The sequence below is a fragment of the Rheinheimera sp. B2H12 genome, from assembly GCF_059620065.1.
In genome coordinates, this window is sequence record NZ_CM184363.1 from 1,503,605 (window position 1) to 1,527,294 (window position 23,690).

At 52.6% G+C, this 23,690-nt stretch carries 17 protein-coding genes; 5 read left to right on the plus strand and 12 right to left on the minus strand.

Annotated features, from left to right (window positions below):
• The first annotated feature begins 144 nt into the window (after nt 1–144).
• From AC53GJ_RS06755 to AC53GJ_RS06765, 3 genes are all read left to right on the plus strand, one after another.
• Nucleotides 145–984 carry a polysaccharide deacetylase family protein gene (locus AC53GJ_RS06755; RefSeq protein WP_496731806.1) on the plus strand — a complete coding sequence of 280 codons (840 nt, stop codon included), beginning with the start codon at nt 145–147 and terminating at the stop codon, nt 982–984.
• An 89-nt stretch (nt 985–1,073) separates the two neighbouring features.
• Nucleotides 1,074–1,481 carry a GFA family protein gene (locus AC53GJ_RS06760; RefSeq protein WP_496731807.1) on the plus strand — a complete coding sequence of 136 codons (408 nt, stop codon included), beginning with the start codon at nt 1,074–1,076 and terminating at the stop codon, nt 1,479–1,481.
• A gap of 100 nt (nt 1,482–1,581) precedes the next feature.
• Nucleotides 1,582–2,481, plus strand: coding sequence for a hypothetical protein (locus AC53GJ_RS06765; RefSeq protein WP_496731808.1), 900 nt, complete (start codon nt 1,582–1,584; stop codon nt 2,479–2,481).
• 18 nt (nt 2,482–2,499) lie between these two features.
• On the opposite strand, the gene AC53GJ_RS06770 is transcribed toward AC53GJ_RS06765, so the two are convergent.
• The 12 genes from AC53GJ_RS06770 to kdpA all read right to left on the minus strand — a co-directional run bounded on the left by AC53GJ_RS06770 (nt 2,500) and on the right by kdpA (nt 18,834).
• Nucleotides 2,500–3,384 (minus strand): SMP-30/gluconolactonase/LRE family protein, encoded by an 885-nt coding sequence (locus tag AC53GJ_RS06770; RefSeq protein ID WP_496731809.1) that lies wholly within the window; start codon nt 3,382–3,384, stop codon nt 2,500–2,502.
• Nucleotides 3,385–3,431: 47 nt separating this feature from the next.
• Nucleotides 3,432–4,961, minus strand: a complete 1,530-nt coding sequence (locus AC53GJ_RS06775; protein WP_496731810.1) for an FAD-binding oxidoreductase — start codon at nt 4,959–4,961, stop codon at nt 3,432–3,434.
• 90 nt (nt 4,962–5,051) lie between these two features.
• Nucleotides 5,052–6,614, minus strand: coding sequence for a methyl-accepting chemotaxis protein (locus AC53GJ_RS06780; RefSeq protein WP_496731811.1), 1,563 nt, complete (start codon nt 6,612–6,614; stop codon nt 5,052–5,054).
• Nucleotides 6,615–6,808: 194 nt separating this feature from the next.
• Nucleotides 6,809–8,353 carry an amidase gene (locus AC53GJ_RS06785; protein ID WP_496731812.1) on the minus strand — a complete coding sequence of 515 codons (1,545 nt, stop codon included), beginning with the start codon at nt 8,351–8,353 and terminating at the stop codon, nt 6,809–6,811.
• A 164-nt stretch (nt 8,354–8,517) separates the two neighbouring features.
• On the minus strand, nt 8,518–9,156 hold the full coding sequence (locus AC53GJ_RS06790) for a hypothetical protein (RefSeq protein ID WP_496731813.1): 639 nt from the start codon (nt 9,154–9,156) through the stop codon (nt 8,518–8,520).
• A 370-nt stretch (nt 9,157–9,526) separates the two neighbouring features.
• Nucleotides 9,527–9,946, minus strand: a complete 420-nt coding sequence (locus tag AC53GJ_RS06795) for a VOC family protein (RefSeq protein ID WP_496731814.1) — start codon at nt 9,944–9,946, stop codon at nt 9,527–9,529.
• A 192-nt stretch (nt 9,947–10,138) separates the two neighbouring features.
• A complete protein-coding gene (locus AC53GJ_RS06800; RefSeq protein ID WP_496731815.1) occupies nt 10,139–10,816 on the minus strand; it encodes a response regulator in 678 nt (225 codons plus the stop codon).
• Between the two features lie 35 nt (nt 10,817–10,851).
• Nucleotides 10,852–13,530 carry a DUF4118 domain-containing protein gene (locus AC53GJ_RS06805; RefSeq protein WP_496731816.1) on the minus strand — a complete coding sequence of 893 codons (2,679 nt, stop codon included), beginning with the start codon at nt 13,528–13,530 and terminating at the stop codon, nt 10,852–10,854.
• Nucleotides 13,531–13,548: 18 nt separating this feature from the next.
• Nucleotides 13,549–14,274 carry a TorF family putative porin gene (locus AC53GJ_RS06810; protein WP_496731817.1) on the minus strand — a complete coding sequence of 242 codons (726 nt, stop codon included), beginning with the start codon at nt 14,272–14,274 and terminating at the stop codon, nt 13,549–13,551.
• 84 nt (nt 14,275–14,358) lie between these two features.
• The gene (gene kdpC, locus AC53GJ_RS06815) at nt 14,359–15,072 is read right to left on the minus strand and encodes a potassium-transporting ATPase subunit KdpC (RefSeq protein ID WP_496731818.1); all 714 of its coding nucleotides are present in this window, start codon (nt 15,070–15,072) and stop codon (nt 14,359–14,361) included.
• Nucleotides 15,072–17,075, minus strand: a complete 2,004-nt coding sequence (kdpB, locus tag AC53GJ_RS06820; RefSeq protein ID WP_496731819.1) for a potassium-transporting ATPase subunit KdpB — start codon at nt 17,073–17,075, stop codon at nt 15,072–15,074. Before kdpB ends, kdpC begins: the two co-directional genes overlap by 1 nt.
• A 1-nt stretch (nt 17,076) precedes the next feature.
• Nucleotides 17,077–18,834 carry a potassium-transporting ATPase subunit KdpA gene (gene kdpA, locus AC53GJ_RS06825; RefSeq protein ID WP_496731820.1) on the minus strand — a complete coding sequence of 586 codons (1,758 nt, stop codon included), beginning with the start codon at nt 18,832–18,834 and terminating at the stop codon, nt 17,077–17,079.
• Between the two features lie 560 nt (nt 18,835–19,394).
• Here kdpA and AC53GJ_RS06830 point away from each other — a divergent pair.
• Both AC53GJ_RS06830 and AC53GJ_RS06835 read left to right on the plus strand, forming a co-directional pair.
• On the plus strand, nt 19,395–20,618 hold the full coding sequence (locus AC53GJ_RS06830) for a metallophosphoesterase (protein WP_496731821.1): 1,224 nt from the start codon (nt 19,395–19,397) through the stop codon (nt 20,616–20,618).
• A 282-nt stretch (nt 20,619–20,900) separates the two neighbouring features.
• Nucleotides 20,901–23,639 (plus strand): TonB-dependent receptor domain-containing protein, encoded by a 2,739-nt coding sequence (locus tag AC53GJ_RS06835; RefSeq protein ID WP_496731822.1) that lies wholly within the window; start codon nt 20,901–20,903, stop codon nt 23,637–23,639.
• Nucleotides 23,640–23,690 lie beyond the last annotated feature (51 nt).

Consider the following 23,690-nt stretch of genomic DNA (forward strand, 5'->3'; position numbering starts at 1 on the left):
GCTGCTGGCTGGTTTTGCCGTGCTCTGCCATAAAATCTTCCTCCGATAGCCCTGCCAGCCTGTTATGATCGCCACTGAAATCGTGTCTATCGTCCAGTCGTCAACCTGACGGCTTGATTGCGGCACAACTGATTGAGAAAAATCATGAATTCTAACGGCAACACGACTCAACGCCAGCACAGCAAATGGCATTGGCCTGGCTGGGCTCTGCTGATTGGAGCCAGCTGGCTGCACGCTGGCCAGGCCGCTGAGCCGGCATTTAATTATCCTGACAAAAACAGCAATGCCGTCTCCATCAGTTTTGATGACGGTCATGCCAGTCAGGTACAATTGGCGGTGCCTTTGCTGGAGCGACTCGGCGTCAAAGCGACTTTTTATTTGTTGCCCTATCATATCCGGCATCAATTGCCTTTGTGGCAGCAAGCGGTGAAAAATGGCCATGAAATTGGTAACCACACCAGTTCCCATACCTGCACCGGCAATTTTCGATGGTTACGCAATCGTAATGCCGGTCTGGAGCAAGTGGACTTAGCGTTTATGCAACGTGAGTTGCAAGCCTCCCAGGCCGATTTGCAGCGGATGTTAGGTGTCAGCCCCCGTCATTTCGCTTATCCTTGCGGCCAAACTTTTGTCGGCCGTGGCCGGGCGGTGCAAAGTTATGTACCGCTGATTGCCGAGCACTTTGCCACGGGCCGGACCTGGAACAATGAAACCGGTAATGATCCGACTTATGCCGATTTTGCCCAGTTAGCCGGGCTGAAAATTGATGGTTTAACCTTTAACCAGATGCGACAGCTACTGGAACAATACCGCGAACAAGATAAGTGGTTGATCCTGGTTGGTCATGAGGTGGGTGTCGCAGGACCTTACAGCACAGATTTGCAGGCGCTGGAGCAATTGATCCACTATCTGCAAGATCCAGCCAATGGCTATTGGCTGGCGCCTGTGGGTGAAGTGACCAGCTATATCCGGCAACAACAGTAGTCGGCTTTTTACGCTATAACAGGACCGTCACTGTGCTGGCGACCGACAGCTGCAATGCCGTTGCTGAACTTATTAAGGAGGAAGGCAGCTTGAGTTATCTGGCTAGTTGTTTATGTGGACAAGTCCGGTTGGCAATTGACGGACCTATCACGGCGATTATTCATTGTCATTGTTCCAAATGCCGTAAAAGCACTGGCAGTGCTTACGCCACCAATGGTTTTGTCGCCACCGCAGATCTGCAGTTGCTGGCTGGGGCTGAGCTGTTACAGTGTTATTCGGCGGCGCCGGGTAAAAAACGTTATTTTTGCCAGCATTGCGGTTCACCGGTTTACAGTGCAAATCAGGCAGAACCCCATCGGCTGCGGATCCGGCTCGGCTTGCTCGATTGCGACATCCGCGAGCAGCCGTTGTCGCATAACTTTGTCAGCTCCAAAGCCAATTGGGATCTGTTTGACTGCACTTTACCGCAGTATGACGGCTACGAACCGGGACGTTAATACAGCGTTATTGTGATAGCCCTGCCATTTGTCAGTTGGCAGCCTTGCGCTACACTTCAACAGCCTAGGGTGTTTAGTCCGGGGAACAAGGAGGCCGACGATGGCAAATCAAGGGCGTTTGTCTTATCTACTGATTTTCAGCTTGCTAGCGGCAGTGTTGTATTTCAGTGCTGCCGGATTGGGGCAGGCAGTGAGTGCATTGCAGCTTTGGTATGGCTATTTATTGTTGATGCTGTTGGTGTTGTTGCTGCTAGGCAAGACGATCACCGGCTCCTGGCGTGGTGTGCTGATTGATGAGCGTAACGTCATTTCATTATCACGTTTTCAATTGCTGGCCTGGACCTGGCTGATTTTGCCTTCCTATGCCGTGGCAGTGCTGTGGAATATGCAGCTATCTGGCGCTCAGGCCATCAATACCATAGCTTTGGATCCGACGTTATGGCTGTTGATGGGGATCAGTACCACCTCGCTGGCTGCTTCCCCTTTGATCCTCAATGGCAAAAAAGCCCAGACACCGCAAACCCTTGAGATGGAACGAACTTTTGCTCAGCTACAGCAACAGGGTGAACAGACCAGCAGTCATCAGGGGCTGGTGGTGACCAATCAGAGTCAGCGACAAGCAAAATGGAGTGATATGCTCACCGGTGAAGAAACCGGCAATGCCGCTCATTTGGATTTAAGCCGGGTGCAAATGTTTTTTTTCACCCTGATTAGCTTGCTGATTTATGCGGCGACTTTAAACAACATGTTTGCCAGATTAACCGGTGCGCCTTTGACCATGCTGACGGAGTTACCGCAGTTGTCCGAAGGATTATTGGCACTGATTGGCATCAGTCACAGCGGTTATCTGGCGGTAAAAGCGCTGCCAGCCAGTCAGAATGCGGCGCTGCCAGCCAGTCAGAATGCGGCGCTGCCGGCCAGTCAGAATGCGGCGCTGCCAGTCAGTCAGAATGCGGCGCTGCCGGCCAGTCAGAATGCGGCACCGCCAGCATCTGACTGATTTGCTCGGCCTTGGGTGCTATTTTTTGCTGTGGCGCAGGTTGATCCTTTCCACGGCACCTTGTTGTTGCATCGTAACGTATAGCCACTGCTGATCCGGGCTGAAGCTGACGTTGGTCGGATACTTACCCTGCAACTGATACTCCTGCAGTAAGGTGCCATCTGGGCTCAGTTTGGCAATTACGCCTTTGCCATAGCGGGCGATATATAAGTTGCCGGCGTCGTCACAGCGCATGCCATCTAGCCCAAAGTCAGCAAACTGGTGCAGCAATTTTTTTTGTCCGGTTTGTAAATTTTGGTCTAATTGATACACCCAAACCCGGCGCTGTGCACTTTCGTTGACATATAATTTTTGCTGATCCGGACTGATTTCAATCCCATTGGTGGTACCCATGCCAGTTTCTACTAACTGGCTATCCCCAGCTTGGCTTACCCGCCAGATCTGACCCTGGTTATTTTTCCAGTCCGGATCGCTGGCAAACAGCACACCGCTGCGGCTGATGGCCAAGTCATTAGGTTGATGCATCTGACTCTGATGGCTATGCAGACTGAGTTTGCCCGCAGCATAACGCCAGATGTTATGGCCAGTATAGTCGGCAATATACATTGCGCCTTGTTGATCAAACCGGATGCCATTGCCAACACTGCCAGTAGGTAAGCGCAAATAGAGGCTGACCTCACCAGTTGGCGTCACTTTACCTATAGTGCCTTTATAGCTATCTGCCGGTCCGCCAACATTGACAGCATATAAGTTACCTTGTTGATCGGTGGCCGGACCTTCGATTTCAGCATGAAAACTGCCGGCTTTGACAAATATTTCGCTGTCAGCCTGAGGCTCTGGCGGTGGCACTGCGCCGGTGCCTGTCAGTAACGCGGTGAATAATAACGTCTGGGTCATCAACATCAGTTCCCTCCCTGTCTGCAGCTATGCAGTGTTGTTGTGGTCAGCCCTCAGCGGCCTTGGCTGAGTTTGGCCGGTTGAATATGCTGTCGGCCCTGAAATAGCTGGCCGGCATCATACTGGGTTTTGATTTGTTGCAAGCGTGCATAATGATCGCCGTAATAAGCTGTGGGCCAGTCTTTTAACAAGGCATCGGTATAATTCAGATAAGCGCCGCCGCTACTCCAGCTTTTCATCACGGTGCGCATCTGGTTGACCCAACGGGCACCATCGGCCATTAAAGGTTCCGGGCTACCCACCGGACCACTCATCAGGTATTGGGCGCTGAGTAAAGCCCGGCGGTGGGCAAAGGCACTGTCATGATGCGGCAGTTTGTTAATGGCGCCGCCCATGGCCGTCAGCATCACGCCGCCACGGCCGCCTTGTTGATGACGTTGCCGGATGGCTTGTAATAGCCGGGTAATGCCCTGGGCTGGGATCGCCTGATTAAAAATATCTGAGCTGCCGGCCATCGCGACTCGCTTTAACCGGCCATTCTGATGCTGATTCGGTAACTTACATTCTGGCATTTCCATGCCGTCACAGTCGGTTAGCATAAAATCCAGATATTGGTGATCCTGCATATCCAGTTCACTCCAGACTTCGCTTAGTTGCAGTGCCAATTGTTGCCAGTGTTGCGTCAGCAGGGCAGGCTCATCCATGGCACAAGCGCGGATTTGAATTTCCGGCTCACGCCGGGCGTCACCACTAAACCAGATAGTGGCCTGACTCCACAAACTGTCCGGCAGTTGCCTCAGCCAGCCTTGCCACTTTGTCAGTACTTTTTCTCCCGCGCGAAGCGGATAACGACCGATATAATTGCGAATAGGCCCGGTGGCAAAGGTCTGAAACACCAGTTCGGTCACAATGCCAAACTGACCGCCACCGCCGCCTCTGAGCGCCCAGAATAAATCAGCATGCTGGCTGCGGCTGCATTGTCTGATCACGCCATCCGCTGTCACAATTTCGACACTTTGCAAGGCATCACAAGTCAGGCCAAAGCGCCGGTCGGCAATACCAAGGCCACCACCGAGGGTTAATCCGGTGATACCGACACTGACACAGCTGCCGGCCGGAATGGAACGGCCGTCACGGCCCAGTGTGGCGTACACATCACCCAACTTGGCACCGGCACCAATACTAGCTAACTGACCATCCAGCCGGATCTGTTGCAATAATCCCAAATCTAACAACAGGCCATGACTACTGGACAAACCGGTATAACTGTGGCCGCCGCCGCGAATGGCAAATGGCAGTTGATGCTGGCGGATAAAGTTGACGCAAAGCTGCACGTCCTGACTGTTGGCGCAGCGGATAATAGCCGCCGGTATGTGGTGGTCATATCTGGCATTGGCGGCTTTACCCAGCCGGCTGAATTCAGCATGTCCCGGCAGCAGCAATTCCCCCAGTAATTGGCGGCGGAGTTGCTGCCAGTCTAATTCGGCTGGCAGCGCAGACTGCTGGCGATTGCTCACAGCGCTGCAGGCGCTCAGAGCCGCCAGACTGGCGGAAGAAAGCAATAAAAATTCCCTGCGGATCATCAGGTTGCTTCTGTCAGTGCGGAAATATCTGTCAACCTTAGCACAGATAAAACCACACCGGAAGCGCGCAGAGTTGAAGACCGACCTGACTCAGTGGCGTTTAAAGCCAATGCGAAAACCACCCCAGTGCCGGCCATTCACCATAATTGGCACCGATAAATCATGCAGAATTTCGCCGGTATCTCTTTTATAAGTTTGTAGCAGCATGGTTTGAGTATTGCTGCCACAACGACTGCCGGTCCGGTCGTTAAATAAGCGTTTGCTGCGGTTTTGTAGCAAATCTTTTTGATAGTCGCCGGTCAGCGGCTGGCTGAATTTTTTGTTATGGGTTGGGAAATAGCCTTTGCGATCGACGGCGCCTGCATACAACACTTGCGGCAAGCGCTGTAAAATCGGTTCCTGAATAGCTGGAAAATGTAGATCGGTATAACGATCGTAACTGCTATGATATTTCTGCGGATTGGTATTACTGATGGGCTGGTATTGTTCACTGAACAACGCTTTTTCGTCCAGTTCCCCGGCGCTGATGGCTTGTTGCAGTAAATTGCCGATGGCGTTGGCAGCCTGCTGTGCTTCTAGCAGTACAGGCGCAAAAAATGTGTTGATGCCGATTTGGCTGATTTCCCGATAAATACTTTCTGTTTCGACAGATAAATCAATGGCTTGCTCAGCAACTGTGCCGCCTTTATCTTCAATCGCGGCCAGGCCCTGATGAATATTGGCAATGGCCTGACTAATTTCACTGCTGGCCTGTAACACGCCATTGCCGGCTTGATCAATTTGGCTCAGTGCCCCTGAAGCTTGTTTAATTTCGCCGCTGATATCATTCACACCTTGGGCCACTGCCTGCAATTCCTGCCTGGCGCTGTTGCTGATCTCAACCAGCTTATCCATCTGCGCGCCGGTCTGACTGCTTTGCTGACGGATATCCTGCAACATCTGGCTAATATCGCGGGTGGCGGTGGAGGTTTTACCGGCCAGGGTGCGAACTTCATCGGCCACCACCGCAAAACCGCGGCCAGCTTCGCCGGCACGGGCTGCTTCAATGGCTGCATTGAGCGCCAGTAAGTTGGTTTGATCGGCCACACTATGAATGACTTCAGTGATGCGCTGAATATTGTCGGCACTGCTGCGCAGTTGTTGCAACTGACCGGCAGCTTGATTGACGGCGTCTGCCAGCTCTGCCAGACGCGCTACGCCAGCCTGCAGTCGTTGATCGGTTTGATTGGTGCCTTCAGCGGTGTGCCGGACATTACGGCTAATATGTTGCAGGTTTTCACTTAATTCGGCGCTGGTGCTGGTCAGGTTGCTGGCAACCGCGGCAATTTGCTGGCTATCTACGCCGACCTGGCGGATATCTTTGGTCAGGCCATCAATATAAAAAGACACTTCTGCTGCACCAATTGCCATGCTGGACGTTGCTGCTGTGATGGCCTGGCCGCAATGGCTTAAATCTTTGCCGGTAACACCGGCGCTGTTATCCGCGCTGTTGCCACTGGCCTTGCTTTGCGGTTGTAACTGCAGCCAACCAAATAACAGCAGAGCACCGAGCAGCAGGCTGAGCCAAAGCGGTACTTGCAGCCATAACAACACCGTCAACAAACCAAACAGCAACAGGACAATGACGGCATTTTTCAACATGTTGGCGACCATAGGTAAAACTCCGGGCGGAGGACAAAACTGTGCAGGCAGTTTTGGTCAATTCGGCCAATGTGTCAAATATAGCGACATTGAATTCGACCAAAGTCGTAGCGTAAAAAAGGCGCCGCAGCGGCACCTTTGATCCAATCAACGCAGGATAAAACCAACCCAGGCCATATTTGGTAAGACTGTTCGCATCCTGTTGCTTATAACTGCGGTTTGACCCGGGCTGGTAACTGTTGCTCCAATAAACTTGCCAAACCAATCAATTTTCCTTCTGACCAGCGTGGACCCACCAGACTCAGCCCCAAGGGTAATTGTTGGTCCATGCCAGCAGGAATAGTGACAGACGGATAACCCGAGACGGCCGCAGCAGTGGAGGTGCCAAAGTTAAATTGGTCGCCTTTGACATGATCAATAGGCCAGGCCGGGCCATAAGCCGGTAATAAAATAGCATCTGCCTTGGCATCGACCAGATAAGCATCCAGTGCCGCCGCGGCCAGTTTGCGGCTATTCGTCAGTGCCTGCTGATAAGCCGCCTGCGCTTTGTCCAAATCAATGCTATTGGCCTGTTGCAAATATTCCTGACCATAAAAAGCCAGCGCAGCTTTGCCCTTTTTTTGATTAAATTCAATGATTTTAGCCATGGAGTTCACCGAAGCAGGCACCTGATACTCGGCTAACCACTGATTCAGATCCCGTTTAAATTCATACACCAGCACGGTAATTTCATCTTTGCTCAGTTGTTCAGGTAATTGCCAGCTCTGAACCTGCTGCACAGTGATACCCTGTTGTGTCAACACGGCTGCTACCCGATCCTGCATCTGTTTTACGGCCGGATATTCGGCATCAAAAGCACGTACCAACACCACTTTTTTTACTTTGGTCGGTGTGGCCGCCGCTGCCAGTGATGTACTGTATTGTGCTCTGGCGGCAGGTGTTGCCAATGTATCGAGCAATAAAGCTGCATCAGCGACCGTACGTGCCATTGGTCCCGCAGTATCCTGCGAGGCAGCAATAGGGATAATGCCATGCCCCGACACTGCACCATGGGTTGGTTTGATCCCGACAATGCCATTGACTGCAGCCGGACAAGTGATAGAACCATCGGTTTCAGTGCCAACTGCCAGCAAGGTCATATCTGCGGCCACAGCAACACCGGAGCCAGAACTGGAACCACAAGGCGAATGGCTCAGCAGATGCGGATTTTTGGTTTGACCACCGAGGGCTGACCAGCCGCTGGCGGACGCCGGCCCCCGGAAGTTGGCCCATTCAGATAAATTGCTTTTGGCGAGGATCACGGCACCGGCAGCTTTTAACTGGGTGACTAATTCGGCATCTTTTTTACTGAGAAAACCTTTCAGCGCTAAAGCACCGGCCGTGGTTGGCATGCCGTCAGCGGTGGCGATATTGGCTTTTAACACCACAGGTAAACCATGCAATGGGCCACGCAGTTTACCGGCTTTGCGTTCAGCATCCAGCCGGCTGGCCAGTTTAATCGCATCGCGGTTAATGTCGACAATAGCGCGCAAGTCGGCGCCCTGACGGTTATGTTTGTCGATGCGGGCCAGATAATAATTGGTCAGTTCCACTGCTGTCAGTTGGTTCGCGGCCATCTGTTCCAGTGCTTGTTGTGCGGTGATATCGGTCAGTTGAGCCGGGGTGGCATCAGCCTGCTGAGCCGTCAGTGCCAGCATCAGTACGGACCAGGCTGGCCACTGTGGCCGGACGGAAGAAAACAAATTTTGCATTGCAGTTCCCTGATATTTTTATTTGAGTTTTGTGGCTGATAGCCTGAGGTATGTGCCGGTTGCGGCGGACAGCACAACATAGTGGATATTTTTCCGCCATGCAATGGCGATCATACCGCCAGATGCTGATAGTCTGACTGCAGATCAGCAACTGGCGACAGCGATCAGTGCTGACTGCTGTGGGTTGTCGCGGTGCCTGTCGCCGTGGTCGTGTCTGCTGCGGTTGGCCAATTCCCCAGCTCCTGGCAGTTATCCACCAGATATTGATTGTTTCGTCCGTCATTGGCGACAAACCATTGCTGATTCGCGTTTTTTTCCAACACGCCATCGGCGGCACAATCGGCACTCTGAGTATTGCCAATCACCACTAAACTACCAGGTTTCAATTGGCAACTGACATGTTGGTCCAGTGCACTCCAGGCCGGACAAATTGCATTGGCGCGCTGGTACGCTGCTTTCGGGCCTTGTGGTAATTCAGCAGACCACCACTGGCCTAATTTAGTGTAACTTTTACTGCCATCCCAAACCCGGTACAGCCGGACTGGCTGTTTGGCCTGGAACACCTGGCCGGCGCAAATTTTGCCAGCCCCAGTTGCGCCCAGCGCCTGTTGTAATAAGGCTGCATCCTGCACCGGGGTTAACCCCGGCGGCGGCGGCTGCAGCGGACCCACACAGGCGATGCCATCAATACCAACAGTGGCGGCACCGGCGACAGCTGCGCTATCTTTTGGCAACTGCGGTAGTTGACTACAAGCGCTGAGAATAACAATAAAACAGAGTGTACAAAGTGACTGAACTTTCATGGCAACCTCCTGTTGCATGCGGAATAACAATGATGGTCTGATAGGGCACTACAGTGCAGCAGTATTGATTTAACTAGGTATTATTTCCAGCGGTCGGTTTGATATTCTGCTGATAAAGCAATTAGAGCACCGAGCAGTTTAAAAAAACGGCAACCGCCGTGGGCAAAATAGGACTCAGACAAGGCAAATTTCTGAAGGTTTAGTGCACTAAACCGAAGGAATTTAACGCCGGATGCGAGTTTTCCCGTTAGCTCTGCTGCTCGCTTTTTGAACTTGTGTTGACCTTTGGTGAACAGGCAGGCGAAACTTTTAACGGCTAAGCAAAGATGCCAACACCGGCCGCAGTCTGGCTGCGACCGGATGATGCTGCTTAACCTGCCATGGCTGCCGGATCCATCCAGAATGCTTCCCAGACGTGACCATCCGGATCAGCCAGGCTGCGGCTGTACATAAAACCAAGTTCCTGCAGTGGATTAATATCCGTTTGTCCACCTTGCTGACCTGCAGTGGTTACCATGCTATCCACTGCGGCGCGAGTTGTGAGTGCCAGAGCCAGCATCACCTCACTGCTGTCTGTGGCTGGAATAGGCCGGCTGGTAAAGGTCTGCCATCTGGCATGCGTCAGCAGCATCAGATAAATGCTTTCACTCCAGACCATGCAGGCGGCGGTTTCGTCGCTGAACTGCGGATTATTGACAAAACCAAGCGCCTGATAAAAGGCGATGGCGGTCGTTAAGTTTTGGACCGGTAAATTCACAAAAATGCTTCGTGCTGCAGTGGGTTGTGACATAGGAGTTCCTTTTTTATCTGCATTGAGGGTTACAACCAGCGTGGCTGGTTGTCACAGTCAGGCTCGGTTGTACTTCCTGTGACAAGGATAGTCGCAGCAGTAAGGGGCGAATCGACAGGCAGAACAAAAAAATTGTTGCCAGGATTGCTGACTCAGTCAGGTTAGCGCAGCAGCGGCCGAAGCCGCGCCGTTTTACAACATCAGCCGGTAACCAATGCCGGCTTCGGTTTTCAGATAACGGGGTTCGGTTGGATCGTCGCCAATTTTTTGCCGGATATGGCTGACTACAATCCGCAAATAATGACTGTCGTGGCCATGGGTTGGCCCCCAGATTTGTTCCAGCAATTGTTTTTGCGTAATGACACATTGCCGGTGTTGGGCCAGCAGTGCCAGGACTGCATATTCTTTTGGTGTTAAATCAATGGCTTGCTGTTGTACCTTTACCAGCCTTCTGGCTAGATCAATCTGCAGATAACCATCATCGAGCAGTGGCTGAGTTTTTTCCGGCAGTCGATCCCGCAATTGCGCCCGCACTCTGGCCAATAGCTCCTCCACACTAAAAGGTTTGCTGACATAGTCCTGAGCACCGACATCCAGTGCCTGCACTTTGTCGCAGTCACCGCTGCGCACTGACAGCACTATCACCGGAATTTTACTGAAAGTACGCAGTTCGGCCAGTAATGCCATGCCGTCACCATCCGGTAATCCCAAATCCAGGATCAGTAAGTCTGGCTGTTGCCTGACCAGCGCGGCCAGGCCAGATTGCACTGAATCTGCTTCAGTGACGTCATAACCGACACTTTTGAGTGCAATCTTCAGCATTTTACGGATTTGCGTTTCATCATCAATCACTAAAATACGTGCGGACAAAGGGTAAACTCCAGCTAAGGGCAAAGGTCTGTGGTTTAAGCTTGTGGCTCGGTCAACGGCAGTTCAATCACAAACAAAGAGCCTGTGCCATCAGCCGCTGCGATTGCACGCACAGTGCCACCGTGGGCGCCAATCATACCACGGCAAATTGCCAGCCCCATGCCGGTGTTATGTCTTTTACTGTCGCCGTCAGCTACCACATAAAACATATCAAAGACTTTTTCCCGCAGCTCTGCCGGAATGCCTGGGCCTTTGTCTTCAATCTCAATCCGGCAGCTTGACTGGCCTCTGCCGCCGGACTGGTGTTGCACCCGCAATAACACAGCTTCACCCTCCGGGCTGTACTTGGCGGCATTTTCCAGGATATTAAACAGCGCTTGTTCCAGCAGCGCAGCATGCACATACAAGGGCGGCATCTGCGGATCGGGCTGATAAATCAGCTCCTGAGCTGGGAAAAATCTTTTTAACCGCTGTTTGGCACTGCCGACGATATCGTCAAGGCTGACCCAGTCGCGCTGCAGTTTTAAAGTGCCATGACCAAGCCGGGTCATATCGAGTAAATTCTGGATATAGCGATCCAGTCGCTGACTTTCACTGACAATGGTAGTGAGCAACTCAGTCCGATCGGCGGGGGACAGCTGTTGATCCAGCACCTGCAGACTTTCGGCGCTGCCCATCATGGCGGCCAGTGGTGAACGTAAATCGTGTGACACCGACGATAACAGCGCTGAGCGCAGTTGTTCCATTTCAGCTTTGATTTTTGAACTTTCCAGTGCAGTGCTAAGGTGAATACGTTGCCAGACACTGGCCGCTTGCTGCACTAAGCTGTGAATCAGGTCCAAATCATCCGATCTGAGCACCAACTGGCTGGCGGGCAATTGCAGCATCAGCACTGCGAGCGGTTGGGTGGCGGCAGGATCCGGACTGACCACCGGCAGCGCAGTCCAGCTACTGGCATTGAGGGTATCGCTGAACCGGCCTGCGCGCTGCTGATGACGGCGACACCAGTCCAGCATAGCCTGATCCAGCGCCAATAGCGGTTGCGGTAGCGTCGGTAGCAGTTGTTGTTGCTGCGCCTGCCACACCACCAGATGGGCCGGACAGCGCAGCGCCTGCTGCAACTGCTTTGCCAGCAGCAGCCAGACATCCTCGGTTTGATGCAGCACTGTCAGTTGCTGGGCAAAATCACGTTGCAATTCTGAATAGCGGTTGGCGGCTTTGAGCAGCAACAATTGCTGACGGATGCGGGACGCCGCCGGACCGCACACCATGCCAATCACCAACATAAAGATCAACGTCGCGACATCATGGTGTTTGTTGACATCAAAGCTGTAAAACGGCTCGGTCAGGAAAAAATCAAAACTCAGAAATGACAACAGCGCGGTGAAAATGGCAGGCCTGGCGCCAAACTTCAAACCTGCCAAGACCACCGCCATCACATAAATCAGTACCAGATTGCCACTTTGCAACCATTGATCCAGCAGCAAAGCCAGACCACTGGCGACGGCCGTCAGCAGGATACCGGCGGCATAACCGGCTTTTTGGCCAAAGGTGCCGGATTGCGCACTGCTGACGCGCTGAGGTTGCTGCTCTTCACTGCGACAGACCGAGACTTCCAGCGGCAATGAGCTGTTGATCAGTTGCTGATACAAAGGTTTGCGCCAGGGTTGCCAGAAACGGCGCACGCCAGCACCCACCAGCACGGTATTAATGCGATGTTCGCTGATATAAGGCAGTACCATTTGCAGCGTCGAAGGGCCGCGCAGAATATCAGTGGCGGCGCCAAGCTCGCGCGCCAGCGCCAGCGCTGATTGCAGCCGCTGCTGCATCGGCTGGTATTGTTGTTGGCCGGTATCGACCCAGACCACCAGCCAGGGCATCTGCCGTTTTTCCGCGATCCGCCGGCCTTGGCGGATCAGATATTCGTGATCACGGCGGTTGGAAATCAGCACCAGCAATTTATCCTGAATAAGATAATCATGGCTGCGCGCCTTCGCCGCCTGTTCGGCCGATAACTGGCTGTCGAGGTGCGTCATCACCCGTTTCATCGCCATTTCCCGCAGTGCGGTCAGGGTTTCCAACTGAAAAAACTGCTGCACTGCAGTGGCCGCGTAGTCAGCCAGATAGACTTTGCCCTGTTGCAGGCGTTCCAGTAAATGATTCGGTGCCAAATCAACAAACACCAATTGGCGGGCGCTGTCGATAAACTGATCCGGTACTGTTTCCTGCACCCGGATGCCGCTGATTTGCAGCACTAAATCATTCAGGCTGGCAATATGCTGCACATTCACCGTGGTATAGACGTCAATACCGGCAGCCAGTACTTCGGCGATGTCCTGATAACGCCTCTTATGCCGGCTACCGGGGATATTGCTATGTGCCAGTTCATCCACCAACAGTAACTCTGGGTGGGCGGCCAGCGCCGCATCCAAATCAAAGTCGCTTAAGGGTTGACCCTGATACTGGATTTCGCGTCTTGGTAACTGCACAAAGCCTTGCAATAACGCCTGAGTATCGGCCCGGCCATGACACTCCACCAGGCCTACCAGCACCTGACAGCCTTGTTGCTGCCGCTCGCGGGCGGCATTGAGCATGGCGCAGGTTTTGCCAACCCCGGGCGCGGCCCCTAAAAAGATTTTCAGTTGGCCACCGCGCTGTTGTTGCAGGTTTTTCAACAGCGCATCGGCTTGCTGGCTGCGTGTATCTGTCACCACGACGCTATTCCTTACTAATTAAAAGCTTTTACTCAGACCCAGCACCAGGCGGGTATCACATAACTTGATGCAGTCGCTGGCACTGACACTGGTTCCGGAAAGCATAAGTGACCAGTCCAAACCAAGTTGTGATGTTTGCACTTGCACACTCCAGTCGGTGTATGCCTTGACGGTGGCCGCAGCACTGCCGACAAAACCCTGATAATCTTTGAGTCCGGCAAAGCTATTGTATCCCAGATGCCAGCGCAGCTGTACCTGTTCTGCTAACTGTCGTTGCCAATCCAGCGTCAGATAGCCAAATTTACCGACGCCGGCGCCAAAATAGTTGTCGGTCAGGGCCAAACCCAGCGTCCAGTCCTGATAACTCAGTTTGCTATAGGCTTCGATAAAGTTGTAGTCGGTCTGGTCATTATCGCCTTGTGGGTAACGGTATTGCATCAACCCCAGATCCAGCTTGATATCCTCTGACAGTTGAAAGAACCGGCCAGCCGACAGATCCAGTTCCAGGCTGCCGTCGCCAAATTTGATATTGGAGCCCCAGGCCGTCAGATACCAGTCCTGCTGTTGCAAACTAAACTGGCCCTGCAGCGCCGGTCCTTCATTGGTCTGAGAAATGCCACGATACAGATAATCAGACACCAGTTGCAGCTGACCTGAGCTGGTGGCAGCACTGACCGGGGCAGGGCAAAGGGCGCTCAGTGTGATGGTGGACAGCAGAGCCAGGGTTAAAGAGTTGATACGCATAATATTCCTATGTTATTGAACAAAATGGCGCTGGATAAAGCTATCCAGCGCTGTTGCCAGCCTTTACTGTCAGCGATAATTGGATTATTTCAATGTTGCAGCCGTGCTACTGGGCATAGTCGCCGGCAGCGGAAATTGCTGATCCAGTGCTAGATTCAGTTGCAGCACATTGACAGTCGGCTGACCTAACAAGCCCCACTGCGGGCCTTGTTGCTGCTGGCTGAGCAGCAACTCCAGCGCGGTCGTGCTGATGCCACGGGCGGTGGCCACTCTGCCTAGTTGCAGCCGGGCGGCGGCTGGTGAAATATGCGGGTCGACGCCAGAGCCTGAGCTGGCCAATAAATCGACCGGTAATTGCTGTGGTGTCACCTGATATAAGGCGGCCAGATGCTGACTCTCATCGCTGACCCGTTGCCGCAATGCCGGGTTAGAAGGCGCTAAGTTGCTACCGCCGGTTGCCATTGGATCCGTGCCGACACTGCTCGGCCGGCCATGAAAATAATGACTGGCGGTAAAAGGCTGACCAATCAGCGCAGAACCGACATAACGCCCATTTGCAGTAGCCGTAGCTGAGTCGGCCGCTGCCGGCGTGGCACTGATTAAACTGCCATGCGCCTGCAGCGGGAATAACCAGCCACCGACAGTGGTGACCACTGGGCTATACAACAAGCCGCAGCCGACCAGCATCAGCACGGATAAACCCAGTGCCGGCCGCCAGACCGGCGGGGTAGCTGTAACAGCAGGGCTGGCCTTGGTTTGGACCTGCAGTGTACGAGTTGTGGAGTTGTTGTTAGTCATCAGATCACCCAATTCAGTAAGACATCAATCAGTTTGATGGCGACAAATGGCAGCAGCATGCCGCCAAGGCCAAAGATCAGCATATTGTTACGCAGCAATTTTTCCGCGCTGATGGCGCGGATTTTCACGCCCTTCAGTGCCAGTGGGATCAGCGCCGGAATAATCAGCGCGTTAAAAATTAGCGCTGATAACACCGCGATTTGTGGATCCGGCAGTTGCATCAGATTGAGTGCATTAATTTCTGGCATAGCTGCAGCAAACACAGCTGGCACTATGACAAAATATTTCGCCACATCATTGGCTAATGAGAAGGTGGTCAGGGCGCCGCGAGTGATCAATAACTGTTTACCGACCGCTACCACAGCTAACAATTTGGTTGGATCTGAATCCAAATCCACCATATTGCCGGCTTCTTTGGCGGCCTGAGTGCCGGAGTTCATCGCCAGACCAACGTCGGCCTGGGCCAGGGCCGGGGCGTCATTGCTGCCATCACCGACCATGGCCACCAGATGACCGCGGGCTTGTTCGCGCCGGATCAGTGCCAGCTTGTCTTCCGGTCTTGCTTCGGCGACAAAATCATCGACGCCGGCTACAGCGGCAATAGCCCCGGCTGTCACCGGGTTATCGCCTGTCACCATCACAGTACGAACCCCAAGCGCGCGTAATTCAGCAAAACGTTCGGCTACACCTGGTTTAATCACATCAGAGAGCTGGATCACACCAAAAATTTGTTGTGAACTGGCGACTACTAAAGGGGTAGCTCCCTGTTGTGCCACTTTGGCCACCAGCGCATCCAGTTGCGCCGGAATGGTCACGCCCTGGCTTTGCGCCCATTTTTTCACTGCATCAGCGGCACCTTTCATCAGATGACTGCCACTTGGCTGGGATAAACCTGATAACCGGGTTTGGGCGCTAAATGGGATAAACTCGGCTGCGGCGGGCATTGGTGGCAGTCCGAAGCCTTCGCTTTGGGCCAGTTTCAGCACGGACTTGCCTTCAGGTGTTGGATCTTGCAGCGAACACAAACAGGCGGCATTGATAAGCTCAGCCAGCGGGCAACCGCTGACCGGTAAGAAAGCCGTGGCCTGACGATCACCAAAGGTGATAGTGCCGGTTTTATCCAGCAGCAAAGTGTCGATATCACCGGCCACTTCGACGGCTTTACCGGATTTGGCAATCACATTGGCCTGTAAGGCCCGATTCATGCCAGCAATACCAATGGCTGGCAATAAACCGGCGATGGTGGTTGGGATCAGACAGACCAATAATGCGATCAGCATCAGCAGATCCAGCTCAATGCCGACAAATGCGGCCATCGCCGGCAAGGTGGCGACCGCAATGACGAACACCAGCGTCAGCGCTGCTAACAGTACCGTCAGCGCCAGCTCGTTGGGCGTTTTTTGCCGGTTGCTGCCTTCGACCAGGCTGATCATTTTATCCAGAAAACTGTGGCCAGCTTCGGCGGTGACTCTGACAACCACGTTGCCGCTTAATACTTTAGTACCAGCAATCACCCCTGAGTGATCAGTGCCGGCTTCGCGCAGTACCGGCGCCGATTCACCGGTCAGAGCTGACTCATTAATAGTGGCAACGCCCTGACTGATCTCACCATCGGCCGGAATAAATTCGCCAGCCAGCACCCGAACTTCATCTCCCGGTCTGAGTTGGCTGGCAGCCACAAGCTGCACCTGACCAGATTTATTCAGCAGTTGGGCGGTTAAATCGCGCCGACTGGCTTTTAAACTGGCGGCCTGACCGCGGCCACGCGCTTCAGCTATGGCTTCGGCAAAGTTGGCAAACCATAAAGTAAACAGCAAAATCAGACTGCAACAAAAAGCAAAGCCAATAGGTTGGCCGTGCCAGCCTTGCTGCAGTGTCAGGCCAAATGACAGCATAGTGCCGAGCCAGACCACCCCCATCACCGGGTTTTTCACCGCCTGGCGCGGTTCAAGTTTGTAGATTGCGGCCAGACTGGCCTGTTTGATCACAGCTTGGGTCAGCATATTAATGTCCTGCTCCAGAAGTAAAGCCAGACTGGCTTAATTGCAGTGCTTCGCCGATGGGGCCAAGTACCAGGGAAGGTAAAAAGGATAAGAAATTCAGCATTAAAATTACCGTCAACAGCGTGACGATAAAGGTAAGGCCACCCAGCGGTAAGCTGGCAGCATTACTGGCCAACTGGCGTTTTTGTGCCAATAAACCGGCGATATACAGCGGCAGCAATAACGGCAGGAAACGACCCAGTAACAGCACCAGCGCACAACTCAGATTCCACCATGGCGTGTTGTCGGCCAGACCTTCAAAACCGGAGCCATTGTTGGCAAAGGCTGAAGTATATTCATAAAACACCTGGGAAATACCATGTAAACCCGGATTACTGTTGCCAGTCAGCGCCGGAATACTCAGCGTGATGGCACTGAACACCAGTACCACAGCGCCTGGCAATACCAGTAAACAACCAAGGGCACTGAGTTCAGATTTTTCCAGCTTGCGGCCGAAGATTTCTGGCGTCCGGCCTGTCATCAGACCGGCCATAAATACGGCGATCCAGACATAAACCAGGAAGTTAACAAAACCACAGCCAATGCCACCCCAAATGGCGCCAATCAACATGGCAGAGCGGGTAATCAGACCAGCCAGCGGATTCATCGAGTCATGCATGGCATTAACCGAACCGTTTGAACTCTGGGTGGTTAAAGTGGCCCACAACGCCGACAAATCGGTGCCAAAGCGAACTTCTTTACCTTCCATATTGCCAGCAGGGGCTGACAGACCGGCAAAAGCCGCATTCGGTTGTTGTTCGCTATAAAGCGCCACCGCCACACAGATCAGACTGAGCGTGCCCATCACCACTAAGGTCATGCGGGCGAATTCAGGTCTTTTCAGCATGCCACCGGCCATAAACACCACTGCAATCGGGATCAGCACCAGCGCGATGGTTTGCAACAAGTTACTGAAAGGTGTTGGGTTTTCCAGTGGGTTACTGCTGTTTGGGCCATACCAGCCACCCCCATTGGTGCCGAGCTGTTTAATGGCGACCATGGCCGCGACCGGACCCAGCGGAATTTTTTGGCTGGTCAGTTGCTGATCAGCCTGCAATACCTCAATGGTTGGACTTGGCTGATAAGTCGAAGGAACACCCTGACTGGTCAGCAGCAGGGCCAGCACTGCACTGAGCGGGATTAATAATCGCAATACAGCTCGCACTGTGTCCTGATAATAATTACCCAAATCAGCGCCTGTGGTAACCACGCCAGACTGAGTTGTTGTATCGCTGACGGCAGCAGCTTGCCGGCCACCGGCTAAACCGCGGATCACCGCCAGACAAATCGCCAGTCCCATCGCCGGGGTGACAAATTGTAGCGTGACAATCACCACACTCTGGCTGAAAAAGCTCAGTTGTGCCTGACCGGAATAATGTTGCTGATTGGTGTTGGTTAAAAACGAAATCATGGTATGAAATGCCAGATCCCAACTCAGAGCACCAACACCATCCGGATTACCCGGCAACAGATGTTGCAGCATCAGCAGCAGATAGGCCAGTGTTGCCAGCAGCAGGTTACTGAGTAAAAAGGCTTTACCAAAAGCTTTCCAGTCCATGCCCTGAGCCGGATTGATCCCCAGCAGCTTAAAAATACCGTTTTCCAACGGTAAAAACAGTCGGTCACTCCAGTGCGACTGGCCACTGAAGATCGCAGTCATATAACGGCCAATTGGCCAGGCCAGCAGCAGTGCCAGCGTTAAAATCAAGATGATATCCATCAGCTATCCTCAGAACTTTTCCGGTGCCAACATGGCGTAAAACAACAAAGCGCAGACCGCGCTTATTCCTATCAGTTGAACTATCAACACAAAGCTGCTCATTTTTCACTCCAGTGGGACTTATGTACTTCTTAAGGAACTTCTTAAGGAACTTGGTTATTTACTGCCGCTGGCAATCGCCAGTCGGGGCTGACCCTGGTGCAGGCACTCAGGGTAAAACCGGCGGCTAAGATAGGGCCGGTCCGCGTAAAGACTCCAGATGGCAAGCCCCTCAGGGCGTAAAGAGTTCGTAAAATTGCGTCGTCAGTCACGGCGTGGTGCGGCAACAATGATTGGCAATCAAGCTTATTTTTGCTGTTGGATTTAATTTAAGTATTTGAAAAATAAATAAAAGATATGAATAGATATTAAAGCGGCACACAAAGGAGACTGGCAGCAGCCAGATCGCTTGCAGCAAGGCTTGGCTTTGCCTGATGCTCAGACCATCAGATGCGGCGGCCTCATGGCTTTGGCATCAGGCTGAGCCCGCAGACTTAACGCGGGGCAACTGAGTGGATAAGATGCGAAGCAAAAAAATAGCACAAACCTTGTTTTTCAGCCTGTTAGGGCTGGCGCCATTGCTGTTGGTCTGGGGCTGGCTCAGCGGCCAGTTGCAAGCCTGGCAGCAACAAGATCTGAACGACGGTCCTTATATTTTTTATCAAACGACAGCAGACCAAGCATTCAGCAAAGCTTTCACGGCAGATCGCAACGAAAAGCCGGCAAATACGGCAGTAGGTCAAAACCCGCAACTTCAGGTGCAGTGGATTTGTCAGGGCCAATTGTTGCAAACACAACAGCAACTGCAACAGCCAGTGCTGCCAGCCTGTGGTTTTCAACAACCGCTGCAAATCCGGCCACCGGCGACTGCGTTACCGACGGTGAAATTCAGCGCCAGCAAGCTGGCGGCGCTCAGTGATATTCACGGCCAGTACCCCTTGATGTTGCAACTGTTACAGCGCCATGGCGTGGTTGACGAACAACTGCAGTGGCGGTTCGGGACAGGCCATCTGGTGATCGCTGGCGATGTGATGGACAGAGGGCCACAAGTGACTGAAATATTGTGGTTTTTATATCAGTTAGAACAGCAGGCCATTCAAGCCGGTGGCCGGCTGCATTTGTTATTGGGCAATCATGAAACCATGGTGCTCAGAGCCGATCTGCGCTACATCCACGACAAATACCGTCAGGTTGCCAGCCTGCTTGGCCGCAGTTATCAGCAGCTCTACAGCGCTGATTCAGTGCTTGGCGATTGGCTGCGCAGTAAACCTGTGCTGGTGCAAATTAATGACAGCGTTTTTCTGCATGCCGGGCTGCATCCGGATTATCTGGCACTTGGCTTATCGATGTCGGCCGTGAATGAGCATTACCGGCAAGGGCTTGGCCTGAGTAAAAGTCTGCTCAAGCAACAGCCGGTGCTGGAGTTTTTGTATGGTTCAATTGGGCCTTTATGGTATCGCGGTTATTTCCGTGCCAAAGACGCCATCCAGTCGCCCGCCTTAGATCAACTGCTGCAGCAGTTACAACTGCGGCGCATCGTCGTGGGCCATACCAGCATGGATGCAGTGTACAGCCACTGGCAGGGCCGGGTGCTGTCACTCGATAGCAGTATCAAAAATGGCGTCGGTGGTGAATTGCTGTTATGGCAACTGCCGGGGATGCCAGCAGACACTTTTATGCGCGGCACCCTGGATGGCCAACGCTTAACGTTAACAGAGTGGCAGGCCGGGGCAGCGCAGCACTAAGGTTGACTGCGACTCTGTAATACACTGATTTATATAAAAATAGATATTAAAAGATATCAATTGGACAGTGAAAAGATGCCGATGGCATTGAGTTGTCTTGCTGACTACTGATGATACCAGGCAGTTGCTGCACTGTGGCTCACACCCAGCCAGCCACTGCAATCTGCGCCATAGCGTGGTCAGCCACCAGATTCGGTCTTGCGCCGGACTAAGCACCGAGATATGCAGGAAGCACAAGCGATAACAGGGATCCAGCAACATGATAAAAACAGGAAACACCCAATGAATAACAAGACTCTGATCGCCCGTATCGTGCAAACTGCTTTGGCTGGTGGCATCTTGCTGTCAGTGCCGTTACAGGCAGCAACCCAGACAGTGACAGCCGCGGCCAAACCAGACAGCCCGGAGCGGATCGAAGTAACAGGTTCCAGGATCAAAAGAACAGATATGGCCGGTGTCGCCCCTGTCACCGTCATCAGCGCCATTGATATTGAACGCAGTGGTTTTAGTAATGTGGAAGAAATTCTGCAAGCCAGTATCGGCAATGCCGGTCGTACTATCGAAGGCAATGAATCGAGCTGGACTCAGGGAGCCAGCACCATCAATTTACGGGGTATGGGGGCTAACCGCACTCTGGTGCTGGTCAATGGTAAAAGGGTGCCGCAGTATCCAACCGCCACTGGTGGTAATACCAACTTTGTCGATACCTCCACTTTTCCATCCAGTGCTGTGGAGCGGATTGAAATTCTGACCGGTGGCGCTTCGGCGATTTACGGTTCGGATGCGATCGGTGGGGTGGTGAACATTATCCTGAAAAAACAATATGACGGTTCCAGCTTAGAATTACGTCATGAAAATCCGCAACATGGTGGCAATGATAACAGTAAATTGTCTTTCACCAGTGGTTTTGAAACATCCTGGGGTAATACGGTGCTGGTGGCTGAATACACAGATGAAGAAATTCTGCTGGCCGGTCAACGAGAGCTGACTGCGGGTTTAGGCCCGGACAATATCAACTTGCACAGTACCACCTCCGCTTATATCCGCGATCGCAATAAAACCTTCCATAAAGATGAATATGTGATGGCCAATGAGCAGCAATGTTCAGCGTTGTTTGGTCAGCTTGCGGTGTATGACAGCAAAGAAAGCCGTCACAAATGCCGTTACAACGCGCTGGCAGAAGATGGTCTGCAGACCGGCAAAGAAGAATACAACCTGGTGCTGAACCATCAGAAAGATTTATCCGATGACTGGAGTCTGAGTGCTTTATTGCAAGCCAGTCATAAGGATACCGTTAAAGGGAATGCACAAAAGAGCATCAGCCCGACCATTTATATGGACCGCAATAAACCAGGCCGCTACAGCTACAATCAGGCTGATTTTGCCAGCAGCCGTGAATTCCGGGTCTATCGGCGGTTAGACGATTATGGTCAAAGCCGGTTGTATCCGGGTGAACAGGAAAGTTTGACCAGTTCCTTGGGTTTACAGGGCACTGTCGGGGATTATCAGCTTGAACTGAGCTGGGCTTATGGCAAAAGTAGCTTTACCCGCGAAGGCCGCAACCAGATGTTGATGGATAAGTTGCTGGAAGTGATTAGTTTTAATCCGGCGGATTCGGCCAATCCGGATAAATGGTATCCGATGGATGCGATGACACCAGCACAAAAAGATAAACTTTATGCCAACACTCTGACGGATGCCGGTTCAGGCCTAAACCAGTTATCTGCCGTGATGACCGGCGATCTGCTGGAGTTACCTGCTGGTACTGTGCAGTTTGCTAACTCGGTGGAGTGGGCGCGGGAGTGGTATTTCGATTTAAAAGATATCCACACCGTGAATGGTAACCTGATTGGTCAGGGCGGTACCCAAGGCCGCGGTGAGCGTAAACGTTATGCTGGTGCCAGTGAAGTGTCAGTGCCGCTGCTGGCACCAGACAGTGGTGTTGGCGCGCTGGAGCTCAGTGCCGCGGTCAGATATGACTATTATGACGATCAATCTGATGTCGGTGGTGCCATGACACCGCAGTTTGGCCTGAAGTATCAGCCAACCGAGGATGTGCTGGTCAGATTTAATGCCGGTCGCAGTTTCCGTGCACCGGATCTGCATCGGATGTATGCAGGGGTCAGCCGCTCTTTCAGCGAAACCACGGTCAAAGTAGACCCGAATCATCCTATCGATTTGGATGACTCATTTGAATCCTACAGCGCCGGTAATCTTGGCTTGACTGAAGAAAAGGGTAAATTTGCCAATTTAGGCGTGGTGGCGCAACTGACCGAGGATCTGAGTGCCAGCATTGATTACTGGCGGGTCTCGCTCGAAGGGGCTGTATATAGCGAAAGTTCACGCCGCATCCTGGAAAATAAAGCTTATGATATGACAGGTAAGGCGAGTAACTGTCGTGATATCAGTGGTTTAGGTTATATTCTGCAACGTCAGCCGGACCAGAGTTATCAGGACGTATTGTGCGTGCGCAGCGGCACCATCAACAGTGCTTATGAAGCTTCGCAGGGTATAGACGCTGAATTGAGCTACAAGCTGAGCCTGGCTGATTTCGGCCAGCTGAAAATCACGCCAAAAGTATCTTATATGATGAAAAAGGAGTACTTGCCGTTTACTGAAGGTGAACGGGAAGAGTACACCAAAGATGACTATCTGCCAGCATGGAAAACCGAGTTAGCGCTGAACTGGAGTGTGGAAGATTTAAGTGTGAATCTGAGCTGGTACTACTTAGGCACAGCCGAGGGCCGTGATGACTGGACGTTCAAAGACAGTGCCGGTAAAGAGTACCAACAAAGAGTCTGGAGTAAACTCGACAGCTATGATCGGGTGAACCTCAATAGCAGTTACCGCTTTAATCAACAGCATAAACTGTCTTTGGGTATCAATAACTTAACTGACAGTATGCCACCGTTATTTAAGCCTGGTCATCCGGAGCGGAATTCACATCCGTATTTTAGTGAAAACAGTGGCTACAACCTGATCGGGCGGATTTTCTACGCCAGTTATCAGTACAGCTTCTAAGTTGCCCAATCTGACCTGTGCGGGCAAGGTCTGTGGTGAGGAGTGAACAAG

What these genes read in the sequence shown, in the direction of transcription:
- AC53GJ_RS06755 (WP_496731806.1), top strand. Translation starts at nt 145, where the DNA reads ATGAATTCTAACGGCAACACGACTCAACGCCAGCACAGCAAATGGCAT.
- AC53GJ_RS06765 (WP_496731808.1), top strand. Translation starts at nt 1,582, where the DNA reads ATGGCAAATCAAGGGCGTTTGTCTTATCTACTGATTTTCAGCTTGCTA.
- AC53GJ_RS06770 (WP_496731809.1), bottom strand. Translation starts at nt 3,384, where the DNA reads ATGTTGATGACCCAGACGTTATTATTCACCGCGTTACTGACAGGCACC.
- AC53GJ_RS06775 (WP_496731810.1), bottom strand. Translation starts at nt 4,961, where the DNA reads ATGATCCGCAGGGAATTTTTATTGCTTTCTTCCGCCAGTCTGGCGGCT.
- AC53GJ_RS06780 (WP_496731811.1), bottom strand. Translation starts at nt 6,614, where the DNA reads ATGGTCGCCAACATGTTGAAAAATGCCGTCATTGTCCTGTTGCTGTTT.
- AC53GJ_RS06785 (WP_496731812.1), bottom strand. Translation starts at nt 8,353, where the DNA reads ATGCAAAATTTGTTTTCTTCCGTCCGGCCACAGTGGCCAGCCTGGTCC.
- AC53GJ_RS06790 (WP_496731813.1), bottom strand. Translation starts at nt 9,156, where the DNA reads ATGAAAGTTCAGTCACTTTGTACACTCTGTTTTATTGTTATTCTCAGC.
- AC53GJ_RS06795 (WP_496731814.1), bottom strand. Translation starts at nt 9,946, where the DNA reads ATGTCACAACCCACTGCAGCACGAAGCATTTTTGTGAATTTACCGGTC.
- AC53GJ_RS06810 (WP_496731817.1), bottom strand. Translation starts at nt 14,274, where the DNA reads ATGCGTATCAACTCTTTAACCCTGGCTCTGCTGTCCACCATCACACTG.
- kdpC (WP_496731818.1), bottom strand. Translation starts at nt 15,072, where the DNA reads ATGACTAACAACAACTCCACAACTCGTACACTGCAGGTCCAAACCAAG.
- kdpB (WP_496731819.1), bottom strand. Translation starts at nt 17,075, where the DNA reads ATGCTGACCCAAGCTGTGATCAAACAGGCCAGTCTGGCCGCAATCTAC.
- kdpA (WP_496731820.1), bottom strand. Translation starts at nt 18,834, where the DNA reads ATGGATATCATCTTGATTTTAACGCTGGCACTGCTGCTGGCCTGGCCA.
- AC53GJ_RS06830 (WP_496731821.1), top strand. Translation starts at nt 19,395, where the DNA reads ATGCGAAGCAAAAAAATAGCACAAACCTTGTTTTTCAGCCTGTTAGGG.
- AC53GJ_RS06835 (WP_496731822.1), top strand. Translation starts at nt 20,901, where the DNA reads ATGAATAACAAGACTCTGATCGCCCGTATCGTGCAAACTGCTTTGGCT.